Annotated in this window: 13 protein-coding genes and 1 tRNA gene; 6 read left to right on the forward strand and 8 right to left on the reverse strand. The window is 60.3% G+C overall.

The annotated features are described in order from the left end of the window. Nucleotides 1-127: 127 nt before the first annotated feature. A complete protein-coding gene (locus JQ629_RS18405) occupies nucleotides 128-1309 on the forward strand; it encodes a DNA topoisomerase IB (protein ID WP_212413871.1) in 1182 nt (393 codons plus the stop codon). 101 nt (nucleotides 1310-1410) lie between these two features. Here the strand turns inward: JQ629_RS18405 and JQ629_RS18410 are convergent, their stop codons facing one another. From JQ629_RS18410 to tsaD, 4 genes are all read right to left on the reverse strand, one after another. Beyond that, nucleotides 1411-2730 carry a GGDEF domain-containing protein gene (locus tag JQ629_RS18410; RefSeq protein ID WP_212413872.1) on the reverse strand — a complete coding sequence of 440 codons (1320 nt, stop codon included), beginning with the start codon at nucleotides 2728-2730 and terminating at the stop codon, nucleotides 1411-1413. A gap of 247 nt (nucleotides 2731-2977) precedes the next feature. Next, on the reverse strand, nucleotides 2978-3391 hold the full coding sequence (locus JQ629_RS18415) for an EVE domain-containing protein (protein ID WP_212413873.1): 414 nt from the start codon (nucleotides 3389-3391) through the stop codon (nucleotides 2978-2980). Further along, entirely contained in the window at nucleotides 3392-4372 is a 981-nt protein-coding gene (locus JQ629_RS18420) for an NAD(P)H-dependent glycerol-3-phosphate dehydrogenase (RefSeq protein WP_212413874.1), read from the reverse strand. Between the two features lie 2 nt (nucleotides 4373-4374). After that, on the reverse strand, nucleotides 4375-5448 hold the full coding sequence (gene tsaD, locus JQ629_RS18425; RefSeq protein WP_212413929.1) for a tRNA (adenosine(37)-N6)-threonylcarbamoyltransferase complex transferase subunit TsaD: 1074 nt from the start codon (nucleotides 5446-5448) through the stop codon (nucleotides 4375-4377). A gap of 152 nt (nucleotides 5449-5600) precedes the next feature. Between tsaD and JQ629_RS18430 the strand changes: the two genes are divergently transcribed. The 4 genes from JQ629_RS18430 (at nucleotide 5601) to JQ629_RS18445 (ending at nucleotide 9755) form a co-directional block, all read left to right on the forward strand. Then, nucleotides 5601-6347 carry a uroporphyrinogen-III synthase gene (locus JQ629_RS18430; RefSeq protein ID WP_212268605.1) on the forward strand — a complete coding sequence of 249 codons (747 nt, stop codon included), beginning with the start codon at nucleotides 5601-5603 and terminating at the stop codon, nucleotides 6345-6347. 53 nt (nucleotides 6348-6400) lie between these two features. Continuing rightward, complete coding sequence (locus JQ629_RS18435) at nucleotides 6401-7675, forward strand: COG4223 family protein (protein ID WP_212413875.1); 1275 nt, start codon at nucleotides 6401-6403, stop codon at nucleotides 7673-7675. Between the two features lie 8 nt (nucleotides 7676-7683). Next, on the forward strand, nucleotides 7684-9456 hold the full coding sequence (locus tag JQ629_RS18440; RefSeq protein WP_212413876.1) for a heme biosynthesis protein HemY: 1773 nt from the start codon (nucleotides 7684-7686) through the stop codon (nucleotides 9454-9456). Between the two features lie 223 nt (nucleotides 9457-9679). Continuing rightward, nucleotides 9680-9755, forward strand: a tRNA-Thr gene (locus JQ629_RS18445). Nucleotides 9756-9996: 241 nt separating this feature from the next. Here JQ629_RS18445 and JQ629_RS18450 read toward each other — a convergent pair. Both JQ629_RS18450 and galE read right to left on the reverse strand, forming a co-directional pair. Beyond that, complete coding sequence (locus tag JQ629_RS18450; protein WP_212413877.1) at nucleotides 9997-12078, reverse strand: hypothetical protein; 2082 nt, start codon at nucleotides 12076-12078, stop codon at nucleotides 9997-9999. Between the two features lie 340 nt (nucleotides 12079-12418). Further along, on the reverse strand, nucleotides 12419-13405 hold the full coding sequence (gene galE, locus JQ629_RS18455; RefSeq protein ID WP_212413878.1) for a UDP-glucose 4-epimerase GalE: 987 nt from the start codon (nucleotides 13403-13405) through the stop codon (nucleotides 12419-12421). A 39-nt stretch (nucleotides 13406-13444) separates the two neighbouring features. Here galE and JQ629_RS18460 point away from each other — a divergent pair, with 39 nt between their 5' ends. After that, on the forward strand, nucleotides 13445-14374 hold the full coding sequence (locus JQ629_RS18460) for a GNAT family protein (protein ID WP_212413879.1): 930 nt from the start codon (nucleotides 13445-13447) through the stop codon (nucleotides 14372-14374). Between the two features lie 6 nt (nucleotides 14375-14380). Here JQ629_RS18460 and JQ629_RS18465 read toward each other — a convergent pair whose 3' ends face one another. Continuing rightward, nucleotides 14381-15175: a class I SAM-dependent methyltransferase gene (locus tag JQ629_RS18465; RefSeq protein WP_212413880.1), complete on the reverse strand. Its 795-nt coding sequence runs from the start codon at nucleotides 15173-15175 to the stop codon at nucleotides 14381-14383. A gap of 60 nt (nucleotides 15176-15235) precedes the next feature. Beyond that, entirely contained in the window at nucleotides 15236-16165 is a 930-nt protein-coding gene (locus JQ629_RS18470; protein ID WP_283815943.1) for a glycosyltransferase family 2 protein, read from the reverse strand. Between the last annotated feature and the right edge of the window lie 318 nt (nucleotides 16166-16483).

A 16483-nucleotide genomic window follows, 5' to 3' on the forward strand; every position in this document is an offset into this window, starting at 1 on the left:
GGAATCGGGACTCGCAAAGGGGTTCGTTACCCCCTAAATGGCGTTTCCGGGGTGACGGGCCCCGCCGGAACCAAGCCGTAACAAGCGGCATTACCGGAAGAGCAGGCGGAGCAGGACAACGACGGTCATGATGGATCAGGTGAATTTCGAGGCTACGCGGCCCAATTCCGCTGATCCTGCCGTCGCTTTGGCAGAGGCGCTTGGCCAATTGCCGAAAGCGCCGCTGAAGGCGCCCGCCAAAATCCCCTCGCCGAAGGAAAAGCTCGCCAAGCATGAACCGAAGATTTCGGTCGAGTCGCTGGCGCAGGAACTCGGCCTCAAGCTCGGCGACCAGAACGAGCTGACGATCCGCCGCATCAAGCGTGGCAAGAACTATTCATTTGTTCGCGCCAACGGCACGGCGATACGCCACGCCGGTACCATCCGGCGCCTGAACTCGATGGCGGTGCCGCCGGCCTATCAGCGGGTGCGTTACTCGCCCGATCCGACTTCGCATCTGCAGGCGGTCGGCGTCGACGCCGCCGGCCGGCTGCAATACCGCTATCACGCCGATTGGGAAAAGGTGCGCGAGCAGCGCAAGGCCCATCGCCTGGCGCGCCTGGTCGCGGCCTTGCCGAAGATCCGCCGCAACGTCTCGATGCATCTGTCCGGCGACGAGCCGACGCGCGAGTTCGCGCTCTCGGCGGTGATCGAACTGATCGCGCGCACCGCGATCCGGCCGGGCAACGAATCCTACGCGCGATTGAACGGCACCCGCGGCGCCACGACGCTGCTGAAGTCCAACGTCACGCTGGAAGACGACAATCTGGTCCTGACCTTCAAGGCCAAGGGCGGCAAGGCCGTGCGCAAGGAATGCGACGCGGCCAAGCTCGTGCGCGCGATCGGCATCCTGCGCGGCGTGCCGGGCAAGCGCATGTTCCAGTATCGTGACAATTCCGGCACCGTGCGTACCGTCTCGACCACGACCGTGAACGGCTTCCTGCGCGAGATCGCCGGCATCAAGATTTCGCTGAAGGATTTCCGCACCCTGATGGCCTCGGCCGTGGTGCTGGAATCGCTGTCGCGGATTTCCCCGGCGGCCAGCGCCCGTGGCCGCAAGAAGCAGGTGCTGGAGGCGGTTCGAGCTGCCGCCGACGAACTGTCGAATACGCCGGCGATCTGCCGCAAGAGCTACGTCCACGACACCATCGTCACCGCCTTCGAGGACGGCATCCTCGAGCGCTTCGCGGCGACGATGAAGGGCTACCGCTCGCAGTCGAAGCGCGAAGCGCTGCTGGCGCAAGTGGTGACGGCTGCCGCGGCGGCGTAAGCCGCGACAGCCGTAGGGTGGGCAAAGCGAAGCGTGGCCACCATTCGAGATAAATCACACGGGACAGATGGTGGGTACGGCGCGATGCGCCTTTGCCCACCCTACGCGCGCTGCTTCGGCTGTTCCGCAACCGGCTGCGCACGAGGCGAATCCTCGCCGGCCGCATGCGCATTCGACAAAAACACAATATTCCTGCCGCCGCGCTTGGCGTCGTAGAGAGCGTCGTCAGCCCATTTGGCGACCATCTCCGGCGCGGCGTTTTCCTGCGCGAACGCGACGCCGAGGCTGATCGTCACCACGCTGGTCGAATCGTTTGCGGGATGGATTCCGGGATTGACGATGCCGAGCGCCTCCACCGCGCCGCGGATGCGTTGCGCGATCGTCCAGGCCAGATCGGGGGTGGCATGCGCGAGAACGACGAGGAATTCCTCGCCGCCATAGCGGAACACTGCATCGAGGCCCAACCGGACAGAGTCCTCGATCGTATCAGCCACCCGCCTGATGCAGGCGTCGCCAGCCGCGTGGCCGGCCGTATCGTTCAAGTGCTTGAACAGGTCGATGTCGGCCATGATGAACGCGATGCTGGCTTTCGGGACCGTCGGGTCGCGCCAGAGCCGGTCGATCAGATCGGTCGCCGAACGGCGGTTGCCGAGCCCGGTAAGCGGATCGCGCGTCGCCAGTATTTCCAGTTGATGGTTGGCGCGCCTCAGCGCGTCGCTGCGATACTGGTTGCGCAAGGACAGCAGGAAGGCTTTTTGACCAAGGATCGATTGCGTCTTGCGCGCGATCGTCGCCGCATACATGCCCATCGCATAGAAGATCGACGTTCCGATCGCTTCCTTGGATTCGATCGCGGGATTGAAGATCTCAAAGCCGAAGAAGATTCCGATCGAGCAGATCATCAAAGACAGCGTCCAGAGATAGTCGACGCTGAACACCACGATCGCGATCGTGTTGACGTACATGATGCAGGTGAGGAAGCGCTCGTAATTGCCGCCGGCCGCGACCGCAAGGAAGCCGTAGGCAATCATGACTGATGTCATCAACAGCAGCAGCGACAGGCCTTCGACCGCGGCGCTGCGCGGCTTTCGCCAGACCAGATAGGCACAGCCGTGCATCGCCGGAACCAGCAGGCCGCTGATGACGGTGGTGTGCATGATGAAGTCGGGCGCGAGCAGGTAGCTGATCGGAACGAACGCCATGCTGATCAGCCCGACCCAGACCATCCACGCGCGCGCGATCTTGCTGCGTTGCGGCCAGTCCTTCCTGCGATAGGCGCGAACCATCTCCGGAGAGAATCGGATGTCGCGGGTGCGCTGTGACAGCAGCCGCTCGGTCTCGGCTTCGAGCGCCGGCGTCACGAGCACGTCCGCCGCGTCGTCAAGCGGCGTCGCTTTCAGGCTGCTGGCACCCGATCTCAAGGCGTATCTCTCCCGCTGGCGTGCTTGCCGCACGTCCAGGAGTTAGCGCCCGAAATGCTAAATTTCTCCTGCAAAAGGGATCGGGGAGTATTACGGGATAAGGAATGGTTAAGGGCCCAGGATAAGGTGCTTCATTACCTTCCAGTAGGGGGCCGGATACTTTGCATGGGGTTGTTTTAGCGATTTTGTATCTGGCCCCGCCAGGTTCCACCCACAGCGCGTCGGCGCTGCCTGCCTCCGCGAAGCGTTACAATCCGCCCATCTTGCAGACCATCTTCCATTCGTCCGCGGTGACCGGCTGGACCGACAGCCGCGAATATTTCACCAGCGCCATCGCGGCGAGCTTCTTGTCGGCCTTGATCGCGGCCATCGTCACCGGGGTCTTCAGCGGCTTGTCGGCCTTGATATCGACGCAGACGAACTTGCCCGTCTTGTCGGTCGGATCGGGATAGGCCTCCTTGATAATCTCCGCGATGCCGACGATCTCCTTGCCCTCGTTGGAGTGGTAGAAGAACGCGAGGTCGCCCTTTTTCATCGCCACGAGATTCTGCCGCGCGGTGAAATTGCGCACGCCGGTCCAGGCCTCGCCCTTGGCGCCCTTCGCGACCTGCATATCCCACGACCACACCGAGGGCTCGGACTTCACCAGCCAGTACGCCATCTATTCCTCCGCCTTGAACGGCCGCGTCAGCAGGCCTTCGATCGCGGCATCGATCGTCACCTTGCCGGCCAGGATCGCCGCGACCGCATTTGATACCGGCATGTCGACATTTTGCGAAGCCGCCAGCTCGATCAGCACGGGTGCGGTGAATGCGCCCTCCGCAAGCTTGTCGCGCGCCGGTTGCTCGCCGCGCCCAAGCGCGATGCCGAGCGCGAAATTGCGCGATTGCAGGCTGGAGCAGCTCAGGATCAGATCGCCCAATCCGGAGAGCCCCGCCAGCGTTTCGGCGCGCGCGCCGCAGGCGCGACCGAGCCGTGCCAGCTCGCTGAAGCCGCGCGTGGTCAAGGCAGCCAGCGCCGAGGCGCCGAGCTTGCGTCCTTCAACGATGCCGGCCGCGATCGCCAGCACGTTCTTCGCCGCCCCGCCGATCTCGACGCCGCGGATATCCGTGGTGTGATAGGGCCGGAAGGTGGATGAGCCGAGCGCCTGCACCAGCGCGCTTGCCAGCGCCTCGTCCTTTGCCGCCAGCGTCACGGCGGTCGGAAGTCCGCGCGCGACATCGTCGGCGAAGCTCGGTCCCGACAGGATCGCAGGTATCGCGTCGGGGGCGGCTTCCGCGATCACTTCGGTCATGAATTTATGCGTGCCGCGCTCGATGCCCTTGGCGGTGGCGATAACCGGCGTCGCCTTCTTCAGATGCGGGGCCAGCGCCAGGGCCGCTTCACGCAAATTCTGCGCGGGCGTTGCGATCAGGATGATGTGGGCGCCGGCCGCGGCCGCGATGCGGTTGGTGATTTCGATGCGCTGGTCGAGGCGCATGCCCGGCAGCCGCGGATTGGCATGCGCCATCTTCATTTGCGCGGCGTTTTCGGCGTTGCGTGCATAGAGGGTGACATCGCGGCCCGCGCGCGCCGCGACGGCCGCAAGCGCGGTGCCCCAGGCGCCCGCGCCGATCACCGCGACGGTGTTCTCAGACGGCATCCTTAAAATCCCGCCCTGGTGTTGGTGTAGCCTGCCGGCGCCGCGGCATTGGCGTCGAGCAGCCAGCGCGCGCGGGGCGGCGCATCCATCGTATCGGTCAGCCCGAGCGCCATCCGCTCGGCGCCGGCCCAGGCGATCATCGCGCCATTATCCGTGCAGAGCGCCGGCGGCGGAATGATCAGCGTGGTCTGCGCTTTCGCCGCCACATCCTGCAGGGCGTCGCGGATCGCGTGATTGGCGGCGACGCCGCCGGCCGCGACCAGCGCGCGCGGCGGACCGAATTGCTCGTGGAACAGCCGCAGGCCGACGCTCAATCGATCGGCGGTGGATTCCAGCACCGCGGCCTGGAAACTGGCGCAGAGATCGCTGACATCCTGCGGCTCCAACGGCATCATCCGGCTGGCCTCGTTGCGCACGGCGGTCTTCAGTCCCGACAGCGAGAAATTCGCATCCGGCCGCCCGAGCATCGGGCGCGGAAACGCAAATCGTTTCGGATCGCCGCCGGCGGCCGCGCGCTCTACCTCCGGCCCGCCGGGATAAGGCAGCGACAGCATCTTTGCGACCTTGTCGAAGGCTTCGCCCATGGCGTCGTCGACGGTGGTGCCGAGCCGGACATATTTGCCGACGCCGACGACCGCCACGATCTGGGTGTGACCACCCGAGGCAAGGAACAGGCAATAGGGAAACGCCAGCGCGCAGGTCAGCCGCGGCGTCAGCGCGTGGGCCTCGAGATGGTTGACCGCGATCAGCGGCGTGTCGTGCACCATCGCGATCGCCTTTGCGGTGGTGAGGCCGACGATCACCCCGCCGATCAGGCCGGGACCCGCGGCGGCCGCGACCGCCGACAATTGCGCGTAGCCGATTCCGGCCTCTTTCATCGCGCTATCGACAATGCCGTCGAGCAGATCGACATGGGCGCGCGCCGCGATTTCCGGCACCACGCCGCCGAAGCGGGCGTGCTCGTCGGTCTGCGAGCGCACGATATTGGACAGGATCCGGCCGCTGCCGTCGCTCGCCCGCTCGATCACCGCCGCCGCGGTCTCGTCGCAGGTGGTCTCGATACCCAGCACCAGCATCGGCGTGTCGTTATCCAATTTGATCCCTTGCGTATCAGGTCAAAACAACGCTTCCGTAACCCGGTAGCATTACGAGGTCTCTTGGTGCAATCGCCGGTTAAAGCAAGGGTTGCGCCAAGGGTTGCGGCAAGACATTTTTGGAGATCTGAGGCATGGCCGTTCTCGTCACGCGCCCGCATCCGGACGATGAGGCCACCGCCACAGCCCTTCGCGCCAGGGGTTTTGAAGTGCTTCGGGCGCCGATGCTGCGATTTGAGGCGGTGCCGTTCCATGACGACGCCGATGCCCGTTACGGCGCCATCATCGTCACCAGCGCCAACGCGCTACGCGCCATCGCGCCGCATCTGGCCGATAGCCGGCTGTTGAAATTGCCGCTGTTCGCGGTCGGCGAACACACCGCCTCGGCTGCCCGGGACGCTGGTTTCAGCCAGGTGATCGCGGCCAGGGGCGACGCCGGCGCGCTGCGCGATCTGGTGCTGGGAGCTGTGAAATCGAAGCAACTCAAGAAAGCCAGCACGCTGCTCTATCTGGCCGGCGCCGATCTCGCGCGCGATCTTGCGGGCGAATTGGGCGAGAAGGGATTTACCGTCGTGACGCACACGACCTACCGGATGATTCCGGCGTCCAGCCTGCCGCAGGAAGTATGTGACGCTTTCGTGGCGAACCAGGTCGAGGCGGTGCTGCATTATTCACGCCGCAGCGCGCGCGCCTTTCTGAACGCGGCGCGGTCGGGCGGCGTCGAAATATCGGCGCTGGCGCTGCCACAATGCTGCATTTCCGCTGCCGTTGCCGCCGTCTTGCGCGACGCCGGCGCGACGCAGGTCACGGCGGCCGCCCAGGCCGACGAAAATGCCTTGTTCGAGGCTTTGAGCCGTGCTTTGCGGACCCGATTGGCCTAACCCCGTCCGATTCTGATAGGTTCAGGGCAACTCACGCTAAGGGAACCGCTGCGATGGTCGACGACAGGCCTGAAAATCAGGGATCACCGCCCGAATCGGAGCGGCCCAAGCGCGAGCCGCCGACGATCGATCTCGATGCCACCGAAGTGACCAGCGAGACCGCGAAAGCAGGCGATACAACGAGGTCGGATACCGCAGCACCCGAGACTGCTGCGTCTGAGATCGCGGCGTCTGAGGCTGCGGCGGCCGAGACCGAGACTGCAACCGAGGCGGCTGCGGCGGAACCGGCGCCGCAACCGGTGCCTGCGCCGGCGCCGGTTTCCCCCTGGATCGTTGCACCCGTCTCCGGCGCGGTGGCGGCCGCGCTCGTGATCGGCGTCGGCTGGATGCTGGGCTGGCCCGCCGTTCAGCCGGCGGCAGCGCCTCCCGCGCCGCAGCCTAGTGCTGCTGCGATCGACGGCCTCACCGCCCGTGTCGCGGGCCTCGAAACCAAAACCAGCAAGCCCGCCGCGCCGGTCGCCGATCCCGCTTCCCTGGCGCGGATTGATACGCTGGAAAAATCACTCACCGCGCTGCGCGGCGAACTCACAACCGCGCGCACGCAGAACGAAAAACTTGCCTCCGCGCTTAACGAGGTGAAATCCGCGCCGCGCGCCGACGGCGCACCCGCTCCCGCACCCGATCTCTCCGGGATCAACGAACAGATCGCAAAGATCGAAAGCGCCGTACAGGCGCAGGCCGCGGAGATCGCGCAGCAAGGCAGCAAGATTGCCGATAAGCCGGTCGATACGAAACCTGCCGACGATCTGCCGCTGCGCCGCGTGGTGGCGGCGGCGTTGCTCGATGTTCTCGTTCGAACCGGCGATCCCTATCCGGCGGCGCTGACCACCGCGAAAGCGCTGGCGCCCAACGCCGACGCGCTGAAGCCGCTCGAGCCGTTCGCGGCAACGGGCGTGCCGAACGCCGGCAAGCTCTCGGGCGAATTGCTGACACTGGTGCCGAAATTGTCGCCGGCGGTGCCGCCGGACACCGCCACGACAGGCTCGGGCATCGTCGAACGTCTGCAGGCCGGCGCCGCCAAACTGGTCCGCATCGAACGCACCGATACCGCAGGCAATGACCGCGGCGCGGTGGTGGCACGGGCGACCGCGGCGGCGTTGCGCAACGATGCCAATGAAGCGCGGCGCGAACTGAAAACGCTGGCGCCGGCCGATCGTGCCGCGGCGCAAGCCTGGCTCGACAAGGCCGACGCGCGCGATGCCGCGCTGGCCGCCTCCCGTCAATTTGCGGCCGACGCCATGGCGGTGCTCGGCAAACCGGCGCAATAAGGAATCCGATGGTCCGGATCATTCTGTTTCTGCTGTTGATCGCGCTCGGAGCATGGGGCGCAGCATGGGTTGCCGAGCAGCCCGGCGATGTGGTGCTGTTGTCGGGCAATCTGAAGATATCGACCACGTTGCCGAGGTTCGTGCTGGGGCTCGGCATCGTCATCGTCGCGGCCGTCATGCTGTGGGCGATCCTGCGCGGATTGTGGCGCACGCCGGCGAGAATCCGCAAGAATCGCCGCGAGAAGCGCCAAGCGCGCGGCCGCCACGCGATCACGCAAGGATTGCTCGCGATCGGTCACGGTGATTCCACCGCTGCCCGCGCGCATGCAGAAGTCGCGCGGCGCCATGCGGCGCAGGATCCGCTGGCGCTGCTGCTGGAAGCGCAATCGGCACAGCTCGATGGCGATCGCGAAGGCGCGCAGCGCGCCTTCCACGCCATGGCCGAGCGCGAGGATACGCGGCTATTGGGCCTGCGCGGCCTGTTCATCGAGGCGCAGCGCGCCGATGATCCCGTTGCGGCCGTGATGGTCGCCGAGGAGGCGCTAAAACTGTCGCCGTCATCGTCATGGGCGTCGCATGCCGTGCTCGGGTTCTGCTGCGCCAAGAGCGACTGGACCGGCGCGCTCCGCATTCTCGACAACAATCAATCCTCGGGGCTGATCGACAAGGCGACCTATCGCCGTCACCGCGGCGTGCTGCTGACGGCGCGCGCGCTTGAACTGGAGAAGGTCGATCGCGATCTCGCGCGTCAGAGCGTGATGGAAGCGGTCAAGCTGGCGCCGACGCTGGTGCCGGCCGCGGTGCTTGCGAGCAAATTCGAAAGCGAGGCGCATCAGGTGCGGCGTTCGATGCGTCTGGTCGAAACCGCGTGGCTGGCGCAGCCGCATCCTGACCTCGCTGATGCCTATGCCCATGTGAAGCTGGGCGATTCCGCACGCCAGCGGCTGGTGCGCGTCGAAACGCTGGCGGCAAAAGCGCCCGGCCATATCGAGGGCGCGCTCGCGATCGCGCGCGCCGCGATCGACGCCTCCGAATTTACGAAAGCGCGCGAAGCGCTGGCGCCGTTCGTCGCCGCGCCGACGCAGCGGGTGGCGCTACTGATGGCGGAGATCGAGCGCACCGAACATGGCGACAGCGGCCGGGCGCGGGCGTGGACCTTGCGCGCGGTGCGCGCGCTGCACGATCCGGCCTGGACCGCGGATGGCTATGTCAGCGATCGCTGGCGCCCGGTCTCGCCGGTCACCGGCCGCCTCGACGCCTTCCAGTGGCAGACGCCGGTCGCGGCCTTGCCGTCCGACAAGGGCCCCGCCATCGAATCCTCGCCGTTCGAAGAGGCGATGCTGGCGACGCCGCGCCGCGCGGTCGTGCTCGAGCCGCCGGCTCCAGCCCCGGTCGAAAGCGAGCCGGCGGAACCGGCAGCCCCCGTCGCGCCGGAGCCTGTTGTCGCGCCCGCAGCTGCGGCCGCCCAGGACAACGCGCCGCCGGCTGCCAGCGTCGAACCGGAACCGGCCCCTGCCGCGGAGCCTGATCCGTCACCCGCACCGGCACCGCCGCCCGCCCCACCGGCGCCAGCCGTTGCCGCGCCGCTGTTTCGCGCCCGCCAGGACATTCCGAAGGCGGTTCCGGTGCCGATTCCAGCCGTGATTCCCATTGTCCGGGCGCCGGACGACCCGGGAATCGATGAGGACGGCCCTCCGGACGAATTCGCCCAGCAAATCGGCCCGCCCAAGGCCCAGGCCGGCGGCTGGCGGGGATTTTTGTCCCGCTGGGGCGGGGAATAGGCTTCCAGAGCGTTTTCCAGCGAAGCATGCCCCCGGACTTGATCCGGGGGTGGATACCGGTTCGCGTCAAGAAAACGCGTCAAATCCAGAATCTGGAGCCCCGTTCCGATTCAATCCGAACGGAAAAAGGCTCTAGCCCAGCGTTTTTCTTGCCAAGGCAGGCGCTGCCCGATATCAGGTGGCACGCGTTTTCGGCCCAGTTGCCGAACGCTGCGTCTGGTCCGCCGCAATAGCTCAGTTGGTAGAGCACGTCATTCGTAATGACGGGGTCACAGGTTCGAGTCCTGTTTGCGGCACCACTTCGCCTAACGGGCGAAAGCGGACCCGAGCGTATTTCGGAGCAATAGGAAGACCACTGAGGATTCCAGTCAAAATATCCGACGAGTAATCGGTTACTCGGCGGTTACATTTGTGTCTGATCGATAGGTCTAGCCATGAAGCCTGGAACTCTTGACGGCGCCATCCAGGCGGGTACCGAAAGCGACTTTCGCGAATGACCGACAGACAAGCAATTCGGGCACTTTATAGATGAAAACGAAGCTAAGGGGTCGCCGAGAAATACTTCAACATCTCCGGACGATATGTAAACCGAACTTCATTTCCTCCTGGATCGACACGTAAGGCTTTGAAGGTTCCGAACAACAGTTCGATAGTCCTTCGCTTGCCGTTCACAGTCGCGTTCCAGCCAGGGAGCCAATTGTCAACAAAGCTCAGGATTAGCGGCTCGCCTGCGGTGATGCGGACGCGGAGTTCGGTCCCATCATAGCGCTCAAAAGTTATGCGGCTGCTCTGCTCCACTTCACGCGCATCAGCCAGGAAGCTGGCGATAGTGGGGTGGTCGAGAGTTCGGGTCAAGAACAGCCTGGAGCCATCACGGATGCCGAGGAAAGTTTCCAGCGCCGCACGTTCCTCCGCCGGCAGGTCCGGCCGTACGCTAGCATCCCCATTGAAGTAACGATTATAAAAGCGGACATAACCCTCACTGTACCAAGCGGAGACGACCCCGAGGTTAAACGATGGGAGAAACTCCGGCCAAATTGCTCCATAAACACTCCGACGTGGAGCGCTAAATCCGGCGGAGACCTGATCCGCGATAGGGTGCGTTACGCGGGTGCTGTATCGGTCGGGATAACGAGCCGCCCACTGCGTGCTGGACTCCGGCCAAATATCAACGGTGATAATGCCGACGCAAACAATCAAAAATGCCGCTGGCCGTATGGAGATTTTGCGGCGAACGGCTGTAGACATGAAGAATGCCATCGTCAGCGCAGAAACGACGCCCATGAGCGGGTACCACCAAGCGGGCCCAAGCTGAGCTACGGCATAATGGAGCCAGTAGTAATCAAACGTTGCACCGAACAAAAGGCCGAGTTGAACTGCGACCACGAGTGCCATGAATGAATACAGAGCGAACTTGCACGACCGAGATAGATCGCCTGGCGAAATCAGCTGTGCTTCGAAGACTTGCCAGGCGCGAGCAAGAAGGAGCGCGAAGACCGGAAGCAATACGATATTCAGGCGGCCCCAAATTCGCAGGCCCTGCAGAAAAGGAAATGTGCTCCAGACCATGTCAAACAGGTAAGAATACCGCCCGAGTGTCATGCCAGTTACGGTCGCGATCCAGCATGCGCTGAGTACAATGAGCCAAAAGTCCGCGCTTCGCGTCTTGGGCCTGTGCAGCACGATCACAACGAAGAATGAAATGATGAAGAGGCTGAGCGTACCGAAATAGACCCACCCCTCTGGATTTCCCACGGGCGGGAAGACGTAGGCGCCGAGAGTCTGAAGTGGCGAGTAAGAGTATTTGGTGGCGAAGCCATAGTCAGCAGTTGAGCGCGCGGCGGTAAAGCTCAAAATCTGGCGCACTTCCAACAGCCAAGGCAAGCTTGCCAGACCGCCAATTGTCAGGGCGGAGGTACCCACCACCAGATTTTTGAGAAATCCCCCTCCTGGAACTCCTTCGTTCAAGGAGATGACACCTCGCGTCGGACCGTAGCTCACGATCAACAAGTAGGGTCCGATTAGAAATAGGGCGTAGACAATAAAGTATGGATAGCCAGCGGTGCAAAGATTCAAGGTAGAGACAATCGTGACAAGCCATCCGACCAATCCGAAGCCCTTACGCGTGCATAACGTCAACCCAATAAGTATCCACGGATACCAGGCTACGCTGAACACTGCGTTTGGGAACCGCAGAATGTCGGTCATCTTGAAGCTGACTGCGATAACGAGCGCAGCAAACAACGCAGCTCGTGCTGAAAGGCCCAGTTGTCGGCGTAGCCAAACTACGATTCCCAAACTGAAGAGGCAGACATGGAGTATGGTGTACCAGTGATAGTCAAAGCTGCTGAACCCGCCGACCACGCGGTAGAAAGCAATGAGAAGGATAGTCGGCGGATAGAATGGTTGGGCGAGCGCACTTCCAATTAGGGAAAAGCCGGCTGCCTCAGTCGGCGACCAAATCGGCATGCGAAGTTGCGCATAGAAATCCAGCAAATAAGGCTTGTACACGTAGTATAATAGGAAATCGTTGCTGATCGTCAGGGAATAGCGGCCGCCGACGCTCCCGATCAAATAGCGATGCAAGAAGATGACTGGCCAGATAAACGCGAGTATTTCCACATAATGCTGCTGTAAAAATAGCCGCACTCGTCGCGTTGCATGCCAACTGCGTCTAAAAAGGCTTATCGCAGTCGCATAGTATTGGGAGCTCATAAGGTATCGTCCGATAAAGTCATACGTTTAAACGGCAAGAAGCGAGAGGGGCGGGAGTCGACATCGATTCAGTTGCTACCACAGTGCCGCCCTATCTTGCCATCACTGAAGTGGGCTGAGCGAGGGTCGCGGTTCGGATGGCTTTGATATCGTCCATGACCCGATGGGTCACGCCGATGGCCAACTAACTCGCTATCGTAAGCGGCAGCGATTCCAACGAAAATGAACTGACCCCCATCGAACGAGATTACTCCGGGTCGTAATTTGCCAAAGTCATTTCCCAACTGTAAGCGTGTTCGATGATCGTGGACAAATTGTCGAACTTTGGCTTCCATCCCAGACCGCGTAAGCGTGAACTATCTGAGACGAGTGACATAGGATCACCGATCCTCCTGCTAGCGATACGCTTTGGAATTGTTTTACCCGTCACGGTCTCTACCGCCTTCAAGACCTCCTTTACGGAATAGCCTCTGCCGTAGCCGCAATTCAAGGTGATGCTTTCCCCCGCAGTTTGTAAATGTTCGAGCGCGAAGATATGTGCGCTGGCAACGTCCGAAACATGGATGAAATCACGGATGCAGCTGCCGTCGGGCGTCGAATAATCATCGCCGTAAATCTCGATGAACGGCCTGCGCCCGGTTATGACCGACAATGCCGTCTTGATAAGATGAGTAGCGTTTCGTGTAACCTGTCCACATCGCCCGCCAGGATCAGCGCCCGCCACATTAAAATACCTGAGGATCGCATAGTTTAAGCCGTGAGCAGCGTGGGCATCGCTAAGGATTTGCTCTGTCATCAGCTTTGACCGACCGTAGGGGGAGATCGGAGCTAGCGGGGACGCTTCATGTACTAAAGAGGATTCCGATCGCCCGTACACAGCTGCAGTCGAGGAAAAAATGAAGTTTTTGATTCCGCTATTCGCAGCGGCTTTGATGATCGAGTGAGCCTTGATCGTATTGGTTAGATAGTATTCCATCGGATTCGCGATCGACTCCGCAACATCCACCTTTCCCGCAAAATGAATAATGGTATCTATTTTATTCTTCTGAATGACGTCGATTACCAGATCCCTATTGCCGATATCACCGACGACGAGTTCAACATTCCTTGGCACAAAGTCACCGAATCCGGCGGAAAGATCATCTAAAACGATTGGGCAAAGCCCTCGTTCGAGCAGCGCCAAAACTGTGTGAGCGCCGATATAGCCGGCGCCACCAGTCACCAATACTGCCATTGTGGGCCCTCTTTTCGATTGACCGAGTCGAGCAAGAAAATGCAAGTCACAGTCGTCAACGCTCGCGAGCTGGAAATTGATCGTCACATTCGATTGCTACGCGAGGCATTCGAACGCTCTACTTGGGCGAACCAAATCGGGGCAACACTAACTCGGGAGTTCTATCTCTGGAAGTATTTCTCGCCCTTTGGCGAGGCCGTAGTTTCCAGCGTTCGGGACAAGGGGACGATCGTTTCCAGCGTCTCTGCGATTCCAACATTATTCCGCACGCCCTCTGGTGTAATAAACGGATGGCAAGTAGGGGACATCGCAACGCTCTCTTCACAACGAAGTAAGGGCCATTATCGCACATGCCTGAGCGCATTGGTTGAAAAACTAGGGAGCCAACTCCTTGTCTGTTTCCCCAACGAAAATTCGAGGCGGGGGATCGAGAGCCAAGGCTTCGGGCTCGCCGCTGATGTGCTGACCTTTGTAAGGCCTCTAAATCCCTTTGCGACAAGATCGAGGCTTGATGATCCTGGAAATAATCGGATCACCTTTGGAGATTTCAATCCAGTTGATCGCGATGGTAGTTACTCGTTCTTCAGAAGCCGAGAATATCTTGAATGGAGATACAAGAAAAATCCGGCTTGTCGATACGACATCATTCAGAGAGAAGAAGGGTATTGCGTGCAAAGATCGTTCAATATCTTTGGACGCAAGGTCGGCATAGTCATGGAAGTCGCAGCTCGCAGCGAAACGGCACTTGCTGATCTGATAAAGGAATCAGAAAGCGTCGGTGCGGGCAAGGGCATGCAAGCGAATTTCATTATGACCAGCCCGCCGTTGTACCCCAGCTTAAGAAGAAGATATCTGCGACTTCCGCAAGTTCTACTGCCAAAACGTCAGTCGCTCTATTTTCGGGCACCCGGCGCCGAGCAAGTTCCAGCTGATTGGAACGTCCAGATCGGCGATTGGGATGGGCTCTAGATGCCCCTATGGTTTTTGCCAAACTGAAAGCGTTGCAAACGAGAGCGCCCGTCCCATTGCATTTTTATAAAAGAGCCTATCGAACGAGTACAATAAACTCACAAACGATTTCTCACCTATGTTCAGGGCAGGAAATGCGTCGGGATTGTAGTAGAGAATGTAGGAAAGCAGGCCTGGATATCGGATGAGCTCTCGTCTTAATCCAGCGTCAATAAACAATTTGCAGAGCTCACTTACAGGAAACGCACGTTCGGTTTGTTCATCGAACAACGAGTTGTTCCTATAGATGCCTTCGCGCACCATTCGAAAAAGCGGGTTGCCGTGCGTCGGCTCATAGCTGACAAACAGACCGCCAGTTCGCAAACCTGTTACGAGGTTTCTAACAATGCCTCGTGCGTCCAGGGGGGTGTGATGGAGGCCGCCAATCAAGATGATCAGGTCATAACTGTCGACTGCGGGCAAATACTTGGTTGCATCGGCTTGCCATACTTGAATTCCGGGATTGGTTTTCTTGATCGACTCAATAACCGCGTCGCTATAATCGAATCCCTGATAGTTGATGTCCGCTGAAAGGTGATTTCGGATTATATCATGCCCGTCGCAAAATCCACACATCGGCTCGAGAACATCGAGATGTGACCCCTTTAGATTTTGAAAACTGGAGAAAATATCACTCCACATCAGATCTTTTAGGAAGCGATGATTGGAGGCTTGCCGTCCTTCATGGTAACGACCGGCAATCGAATTGAAGTGCTCTCGTTGCCGTTCCAGCAGCTGCACTTTTTTATCGTCCATTTGCATGCGCGCGACCTCCGAGGTCTGTATGAATGGTATAGACATCCTCGTGTCGAAAGACCGCCATCATTCTCCTGCTCGATCAATGTTCGATTGCGAAATCACATATCCAGGCCGGTTCCGGGTCTCCCGAAGAATTCTTCCCACATATTCTCCCACTACTCCGAGCACAAACAGCTGGAGTGCCCCGATGACCGAGACCACCAATGCAACTGATGTCCAACCAGGAACGACTCGGCCATAAGTCAGGAATATCATCATCGCATACATCGCGTAGAGAGCACTAAGGCTTGCAATAATGAGAGCTAGAATTGTAGCCAGCCTCAGGGGTTGAACGCTACTTGCAATAACGCCGGTGATCGCGAACGAGATCATCTTTCGCAGGGAATACTTGGTCGAACCGTATAGCCTCTGATCCGGTGTATAATCAATTTTCGTAGCGGGAAATCCGACCCAGGGAATGATGCCTCGAAGGAAAAAATCATGTTCGGAAAGGTTATTGATAACGTCCACTACTTTGCGATCGAGCAAACGGAAATCAGCACTCCCTGGATCGATTGAAACGTCCGAGACAGAATTCATAAGCTTATAAAAGAGGGAGGAAGTTAGACGCTTAAAGCCAGAAAGATTTTCGACATCCTTTCGGATGGTCAAAACAATCTTGTAACCTTCACGCCACTTCGACACCAAGTCAGGAAGCAGGCGCGGAGGATGTTGAAGGTCGGCATCCATGGTGATGACGCAGTCGCCAGTCGCGGCCCTCAATCCGGCGCGAAGAGCAGTCTGGTGCCCGAAATTTCGCGAGAACCCGATATACTTTATTCTTCGATCTGAGTAAGACGCCGCCTTGACAAGGGCAAGAGAGTCGTCGGTGCTTCCATCATCCACGACAATTATTTCATGCAACCCCGTCGGAATAGCGTTGAGAATCTGATCAAGCAGTACCGGCAAGTTCTCTTGCTCATTATGAGCCGGGACTACTACGGAAATTTGCATTCGTGTCGACCACTATTGGCGGGATTTACGTACTTCTGGAACTGATTCCGACAGTTTGCCCAGATCATTGTTTTGATTGGAACCGCAATTGAAGAGAGTGTCAAATCTCGGCGCTTAGGGTTTCCCTGATGGGCGCCGTCCCTAGATTCTCTCACTCGTGCAGGCACAAATCGTTCTGTAACAAGCCGCGCTTCATGCTGCCAGATTACGAATGGTGAATCAAAGCCAGGCCCGGTACGCGACTTGTCGCGAGGACGCGGACCGGCGAAGACCCGCCAAGATACTATTAGCTAACTGGCCGAGGGGACCCTGTGGCAC

Source organism: Bradyrhizobium sp. AUGA SZCCT0222 (assembly GCF_018130205.1).
GTDB lineage: Bacteria > Pseudomonadota > Alphaproteobacteria > Rhizobiales > Xanthobacteraceae > Bradyrhizobium.